2 protein-coding genes are annotated in these 6,276 nt (G+C 68.3%); both read left to right on the forward strand.

Annotation, left to right across the window (positions count from 1 at the left end; translation table 11 throughout):
• The first annotated feature begins 162 nt into the window (after positions 1 to 162).
• Positions 163 to 5,511: a DUF6531 domain-containing protein gene (locus ASG04_RS03260; RefSeq protein ID WP_156463507.1), complete on the forward strand. Its 5,349-nt coding sequence runs from the start codon at positions 163 to 165 to the stop codon at positions 5,509 to 5,511.
• Positions 5,508 to 5,966, forward strand: coding sequence for a hypothetical protein (locus tag ASG04_RS17270; protein ID WP_156463508.1), 459 nt, complete (start codon positions 5,508 to 5,510; stop codon positions 5,964 to 5,966). Before ASG04_RS03260 ends, ASG04_RS17270 begins: the two co-directional genes overlap by 4 nt.
• Positions 5,967 to 6,276: the final 310 nt, after the last annotated feature.

Genomic DNA, 6,276 nt, shown 5'->3' on the forward strand with positions numbered 1-6,276 from the left:
ACGCAGCTCGACAAGATCTCGCAGGACATCTTCACCGCAGGTGGCGGCGCGTAGCCACCGCACCACCGTCCGGACTGCCGCCGTCGCGGCGGTCCGGACATGCCCGGTCCGGGGCGGACCGGGCAGCACGGCCTGACCAGCAGCTTCCTCGGGGGAACGACCATGGCGCAGATCCACGCCAACACCGATGCGATCGAGTTCGACGACGGCACCGCCGACGCGCTCGTCTCCGCGCTCAACGGCGCAGCCGAATCGATCTCGGGCCAGGCGGGATCACGGCGGTCGTACGTGACCACCGCGTCGCAGGAGTTCCGGGGGCACTTCTCGCAGCGCTTCGCCGAGAACGCCACGACGGCCACCGGCGACGCGAAGGACATCGCCGCAGCGCTCCGGACCGTCGCGGGGTGGGTCGGGACGATGAAGACCGCCGCCGCGACCGAGCGGGCCAACCGCAAGAAGGCGCGCGAGTGGCAGGCGCGCGAGGACGACCGCAACGGCGTGCAGGACTTCTTGAACGACACCTTCCACTACGATCCGATGCCACAGGTCGAGAACACGAAGCCGCCGTCGTTCCCCGCCCCGCCGGTCTCCGCGAGGCCGCGGCAGACGCCGAACCCGGGTGCCGGTGGTGGCGGGGGCGGCGGCACGTCGTCTGCCCGCCCGTCGGACCTGCGTTCGTTCGCCACGGGATCCGCTGCGTTGAACCAGGCCCTCGACGGCAAGCCCGGCCAGGTGTCGGGCAAGCTCGCCGACTTCGCGTCGAAGTGCTCCTGGGCGCACATCGACGCCGACGGCGTGGTCACGGCGTTCCGCCAGTGGCTCGCCGCGAACGAGCAGGACGTCACCTGGGCGAACACGATCGCCGACGCCTTCGCCGCTGCCGGTGGTGACGGTGCGGTCTCCACGGTCGCGGACTCGGCGCTCGCCGCTGCGCTGCAGGCTGCGGGTGTGAGTGCCTCCCGGTCCGACGTGCAGATCGACCCGCCGACCGCGTACGGCGCCCAGCCGACCACGGGCTTCTCGATGGACCCGGTGAACACCACGACGGGCAACTTCCTCGAGCCGGAGACCGACCTCGCCTTCGCGGGTGCGTCGGCGTCGCTCCAGGTCACCCGCATGTACAACTCGCTCGACGACCACGTCGGGGTGTTCGGTCCCGGGTGGTCCTCGGTCCTCGAGACCCGCCTGCTCCTGGACGACGAGGGCGCTTCGTTCGTCGGGGCCGACGGTCGTCAGGTCCGCTTCCCCCGCGAGGGTGCGGGATGGGCGCGCGGTGTCGGCGAGAACCGCTGGCTCGCGGTCGAGGGCGACTTGCTCGTGGTCCGCGACAACGACGGCGGACGCATCGAGTTCAGCCCGTCGGGCGTGTGGCTCGGCCAGCGTGGCGGCCCCGGCACCGCGGTCACGGTGCAGCGCGACGCCGACGGGCTCGTCACGGGCCTGGTGCACGAGCGCGGTCGGTCGGTCGACATCGACCATGTCGACGGCCGCGTCGTGGTGCTGCGTGGCTCCGACGGCCGACGGGTGGAGTACGCCTACGACGACCGTGGCCGGCTGGTGTCGGTGACCGACGCGGTCGGGACCCGCACCTACGGCTGGAACGACGACGACCTGGTCGTCACCGTCACCTCGGCCGCAGGGGTCGTCGAGGTCGACAACACGTACGACGCCCAGCGCCGCGTCACCCAGCAGATCAGTCCGCACGGGCGCACGGTGCGGTTCGCCTACCTGCCCGGACGGGTCACCGTGGTGTCCGACCCGGACGGCTCCCGTTCGAACTCCTACATCGCTGATGCCAAGGGCCGTCTGGTGGGCATCGTCGACTCGGACGACCACCGCCAGTCGATGAGCTACGACCCGCACGGCAACCTGGTGTCGGTGACCGAGCGTGACGGCTCGGTGACGGTCCACGCCTTCGACGAGCGCGGCCGGAAGACCCGCACGGTCACCCCCTCCGGTGGCGACGTCACCTACGGCTACGACGATCATGATCGCGTCACCACGGTCGTGACCGAGGCCGGCGCGGTCGTCACGTACGAGTACCCCGGCGACGACCGCGACCCGTCCGTGGTCATCGACCCCGTCGGCGGCCGGACGGAGCTGACCCGGGACGCCGGACTGCTCAAGCGCGTGGTTGACCCGACCGGCGTGACGATCACGCTCGAGCACGACGCGTGCGGCGAGCTCGTGTCGACGACGAACGCGGTCGGTGACACGGCGCGCATCGAGGCCGACGCCGCCGGCCGACCCGTCGCGGGGATCAGCCCGTCGGGCGCCCGCACCGAGTACCGCTACGACGCGGCAGGCCTGCTCATCGCCCGACAGGATCCGGACGGCGCAGTGTGGCGGTTCGAGCACACCGAGGGTGGTCGGACCAGCGCCGTCATCGACCCGCTCGGTGCGCGCACCGAGTACACCTGGTCAGCCGACGGCGAACTGCACACAATGACCGACCCGCTGGGTCGCACCACGACGCAGACGCACGACGATCAGGCCGAGCTGGCCCGGCTCGAGGTGCCGGGTGGTGCGGTCTGGACGTTCGCGCACGACGGGTTGTCGCGCCTCCTGGCCGTCACCGACCCCACCGGCGCGACGTGGCGGCGTGAGTACGACGTCAACGGTGGTCTGTCCGCGACCATCGATCCCACCGGCGTCCGTCAGGAGATCGCAACCGACGTGCCGACCGGTGTCGCGACCCTGCGCGACGCGTTCACCGCGGCGACGGTGCGGTTCGACGCGTACGGGCGCCCTGTCGAGTCCACCTCGGACGAGTCCGGCTCGGAACGCATCACCTACGACGCGGCTGGTCGGCCCGTCGAGCTGGTCGACGGCGAGGGCGGGCTCACACGACTGGAACGTGACCTGTCCGGTCGCGTCACCGCTGTCACGACGCCGTCCGGCGCGCGGTCGACGTACGAGTACGACGCGTGCGGTCGCCCGGTCGCGGCCACGGATGCGACGGGCGCGCGCACCACCCTCGCGTACGACGCGGACTCGCGGGTCGTGGCACGCACGCTGCCCACGGGCGAGGTCGAGCAGGTCACCTACGACGCTGCCGGCCGGGTCGTCGCACAGACGAGTCCGGGCGCCGGTACCGCGCGGTTCCGCTACGACCTGGCCGGCAGACTGATCTCGAGTCACGACGTCCGCTTCGGTCAGCGCCGGTTCCGGTACGACGCAGCGGGGCAGCTCACCGAGGTCGTCAACGGGCTGGGTGGGGCCACCGGGTTCTCGTACGACGAGCGTGGTCGTCTGGTCACGGTGACCGATGCCGCGGGTGGGGTCACACGGCGGGAGTACGACGACGCCGATCGTCTGGTCGCCGTCACGGACCCGCTCGGTCGGCGCACCAGCGCCGCCTACGACGCGGCGGGGCGGCAGATCGGGCAGACCGACCCGGATGGTCAGACCACCACGTGGACGTTCGACGCGGCTGGTCGCCAGCACCAGGTGCTGGTCGACGGTGTCCTGCAGTCAGAGATCCGCCGCGACGCGTTCGACCGCACCCTGGTCGTGACCGACCACACGCGTGGTGCTGGTCGCGCGGTCGACCACGAGCTGCAGTACGACCGCCGGGGGTTGCTGGTCCGTCGTTCGCGCGGCGGCCAGTCGCTCGGGTGGGAGTACGACGCCGACGGCAACCGGACGGCTCGTGTCGACCCCTCGGGAGCGCAGACGATCTACCGTCGCGATGCTGCTGGCCGCGTGGTCGGTGTCGAGCGCGACGGGCTCGGTGCGGGCACGTTCGCCTACGACGCGTCTGGCCGCATCGTGCAGTCCGCCACGGGTGATGTCGTGCAGTCGTGGTCGTACCACAACGGTGTGCTCGTCGCGCTCACGGCGACCACGCCCGACGGCGCCTCCACCACCACGATCGACCGCGATGCCGACGGTCGCATCAAGGCGGTCGACGCTCCGTCCGGTCGGGTGCCCTACGAGTACGACGCTGCCGGGCAGCTCGTGCGTGCGGGTGCGTCCACGTGGGAGTACGACGGCGGTGGACGACTGGTGCGCGAGGTCGTCGACGGCGTCAAGACCACCCACGAGTACGACGCCGCCGGGCAGCTGGTCGCGAGTGTGCGTGATGGCGGCCGCACGGAGTACGTGCACGACGGACTCGGGCGCCGTGTCCGTCGGACGGCTGCCGACGGTTCGACCACGGAGTACGCGTGGTCGGCGCTCGGGTACCTGTCGGCGATCGTCGACCGTGACGATGCGTACGCCGAGGTGGGCCGCCTGGATGTCTGGGCCGATGCGCTCGGAGAGTTGGCCGAGGTCGGTGGCGTGTCGACGTGGTTCGATTCCGCGTCCACCGTGCCAGCGTTGGTGGAGGTCGGCGGGACGTCGTTGCTGGACCTGCCCGGCGGTGTGCTCGCGATCGGTGATGCCTGGACGCAGCCCGGGTGGCGGAGTGCTCGGGCGACCGATGCTGCCGACCCGTGGGCTGTGCTGGCCGCGGCGAACGACCTCAGGCTGCCGTCGGGTGTGGCGCTGACCGGTACTGGTGGGCTGTCTGTCGGTGGGTTGGAGTGGCTCGGGGCGCGTGTGTACGACCCGGCGGCTCGAGGATTCCTGTCAGTGGACCCGCTCGCGCCGATCGTGGGCGCGGCGTGGGCGGGCAACCCGTACTCGTACGCGGGGAACGACCCGCTGCAGGCGCTCGACCCGCTGGGGTTGCGGCCGGCGACGGACAAAGACCTGCAGGCGTACCGGGACGCGCATCAGAGTGTGCTGTCGCGCGCCGGTCAGTGGGTCGGCGACCATAAAGATGAGATCATCGCGACGCTTGCGATCACTGCGGGAGTCGGACTGACGATCCTCGCGATGGCCACGCCGCTCGGGCCTCTGGCTGCCGTTGCTGTCATGGCGGGCTCTGGCGCTTTGCTCTCGGGTGGAATTTCCGTGGCCACGCAGAAGGCGAAAGACGGAAAAGTCGACTGGCGTCAAGCTGGTTTGGACGCAGCGATCGGTGGACTGTCTGGTGCGTTCGGAGGCGCGGCATCCTTCGGGATCGCAAAGGCCCTTCCAGCGTTAGGCAAGGTCGCCCAGGCGTCTATCTCTAGTGGGCTACAGAACGGCTTTGCAAATACCGTTGACTACGGTGCGAAGTCTGAAGGAAGGGGAAGCGTCGGCGGCTACGTGGGCTCTGCTCTCACTGGGACAGCGACCGGAGCTGCGTTCAGTGCCGGTTCAGGGACGCTCGTGCCGAAGTTAGCGTCAAAGGTCATCCAACTACTTGACATTCAGGCAGTAGCCTCGACGGGGCGCCGTGCGCTCACTGACGCTTCGGCAGTCGCGCCGAATATCTCAGCGTGGCAGTCGGGAATCAGTAGCGTGGTTGACCATGTAGCTGGGGGTCTGCAAGCCGGCGTGAATGAGTGGGTCAGGCCTGGGCATGACACCAGTGCGGAGAATATACGCGGTACCATCATAAACGGTATAATTGGTGGCGCGCAGGGGCCTGAGGTACGTGATTTGACATCACGGCATTCAACTAGGGCAAGCTATTGAACAAGATGTACCGTGACAAACAACAACTCGGGCTCGAGAACGCGCGACAGAAAAAGGTCTTCCGCAACAGGGTGGTAGCGATAATCATCCTTCTACTGGTTGTTGTTGCGCCAGTCGCGATCCTCGTTGGCGGTCCGACCCTGTTGATTGCTTACGACAAGGCACACATCATACGAATAGAATGCAAGGTCTCCGGTGCGGAAGCATCGCTCGGTTCGACGCGTTCCGGGAAGGGCATCGGGAGTACCGCCAATCAGGTTTTCATTGATTCAAGTTGTGGAGAACTGCTTCTCGAGCGAGGCGTGACTGCAGGCAACCAGAATAAGATTGCGCACAGTTTCAGAGCGGGCGAGCGGTATGAATTTGAGATTGGGAGCGCGTCCTACAGTTTGCGGGAATTCTTGCGGGCTGTGCACATTGCCCGAGTTGTCTACGGCTACGAATCAACGCAATGAGCGATATTCGTGAATTCTATTAACGCCCGTCGAGGGGACAGGGGTAACAGGGCCGAAGGGCGCACTAACTGCTCGATGAAGGTGTGTTCGTCAGTGGTCGGCGCTCGCGTATCTGTCGGCGATCGTCGACCGTGACGATGCGTACGCCGAGGTGGGCCGCCTGGATGTCAGAGGTTCACCATGTCTCGTGTGCTCTCCACTGAGCAGGCAAAGTCGGCCATCCGCCAGATCCAGTCGATCGTCAACTGTGGGTTCACCGACCAGATCTCGCAGCTCGACGCCCAGGGGCGGATCCTGTCCGACTCCAACG

It is taken from the genome of Curtobacterium sp. Leaf183, from assembly GCF_001424385.1.
Taxonomy (GTDB): domain Bacteria; phylum Actinomycetota; class Actinomycetes; order Actinomycetales; family Microbacteriaceae; genus Curtobacterium.

Bases quoted from the DNA above. Each gene is read 5' to 3' on its own strand.
- ASG04_RS03260 (WP_156463507.1), top strand. From the start codon at position 163: ATGGCGCAGATCCACGCCAACACCGATGCGATCGAGTTCGACGACGGC.